This window comes from Nocardia sp. CC201C, assembly GCF_030010695.1.
GTDB classification, from domain to species: Bacteria; Actinomycetota; Actinomycetes; order Mycobacteriales; family Mycobacteriaceae; genus Nocardia; species Nocardia otitidiscaviarum.
Genome location: NZ_JASCXP010000729.1, coordinates 1 through 1,235 on the forward strand (window position 1 = coordinate 1; position 1,235 = coordinate 1,235).

Genomic DNA, 1,235 nt, shown 5'->3' on the forward strand with positions numbered 1-1,235 from the left:
AAATCGATCGCCGCGCCCTGCACGTAGGGGGCGCTCATGCGGTCGACCACCAGGTTCACGCCGCCGAACTCGACGGTCAGGTCGCCGTCGAGGCTGCGGTCGTCGAAGAAGAGCTGGTAGCGCAGGCCCGCGCAGCCACCGGGCTGCACGGCGATCCGCAGCGCGAGGTCGTCGCGACCTTCCTGATCCAGCAGCGCCTTCGCCTTCGAGGCGGCGGCGTCGGTCAGCGTCACCCCGTGGGTGGTGGTCTCGTTCTGCACAGTCATGAACTCTCCTAGGGCACCGTGTTCAACCGTGAACTGTGCACGGCTCAAAGGCTGTCAACGCCGCTTCCCGGGCGGCTATTCCTCATCCTACGCGGGACCCGGCGACTCATCCGCCCTACCCACCCGGAGATCCGGCGGTGCGGGCGGCGCGAGCCCTCGAGCTGGGCGGTAAGCCGCGACCATGGTCGTGACCGGGCGGGATGTCCGTCTATCCGGCTACCGGCGCCGCCGTTTCAGCCCGGTCGGGGCTAGGTTTCGTGTGGTCGACGACACCGGAAACGGACCACGTTTTCCGGACGAACGTGGGATCGAATAGCCTGGTCGGCGTGAAGTTCCTGCGCCGCGGCGAGTCCAGCACCACCGACGACACCACCTCCGCTTCGTCGAACGGCGATTCGGCGACGGTTGCCGAGCCGAACGTCACGCTCGGCAAGGGCCGTCCCACCCCCAAGCGGCGGGACGCCGAAGGGCGTCGGCGCGGTCCCGTGGCGCCCGCGCCCATGACCGCCAAGGAGGCGCGCGCCCGGCGCAAGGCCAATCGTGGCAACAGGGAGCAGCGCAAGGTCGCGGCCGCCCAGCGGCGCGCCGAGAATGCGGACCGGCGCGCGCGCATGCTCGCGGGTGAGGAGCAGTTCCTGCTGCCGCGCGACCGCGGCCCGGTGAAGGGGTACGTGCGTGATGTGGTCGACGCGCGGCGCAATCTGCTCGGACTGTTCATGCCGCTGGCGCTGGTGCTGATTCTGACCATGTTCCTGTCGCCGGTACTGCAGGCGTACGTCACGCTGGCCATGCTGGTCATGATGGTGTTCATGATCGCCGAGGGCTTCGTGCTGGGGCGGATCGTGAACAAGCGGGTGCGGGAACGCTTCCCGGACGCCGAGGATTCCAGCTTCTCGCTGGGCTGGTACGCGTTCGTGCGCGCCTCGCAGTTGCGCAAGATGCGCGCTCCCAAGCCGCGGGTGCAGCCGG

General features: G+C 69.1%; 2 protein-coding genes. One reads left to right on the forward strand and one right to left on the reverse strand.

Annotation, left to right across the window (positions count from 1 at the left end; translation table 11 throughout):
* The coding region (locus tag QK444_RS36330) for an iron-sulfur cluster assembly accessory protein (protein WP_282786659.1) at positions 1–266 on the reverse strand (266 nt) is incomplete at its 3' end.
* A gap of 326 nt (positions 267–592) precedes the next feature.
* Here QK444_RS36330 and QK444_RS36335 point away from each other — a divergent pair.
* On the forward strand, positions 593–1,235 hold a 643-nt coding region (locus tag QK444_RS36335), incomplete at its 3' end, for a DUF3043 domain-containing protein (RefSeq protein ID WP_282786660.1).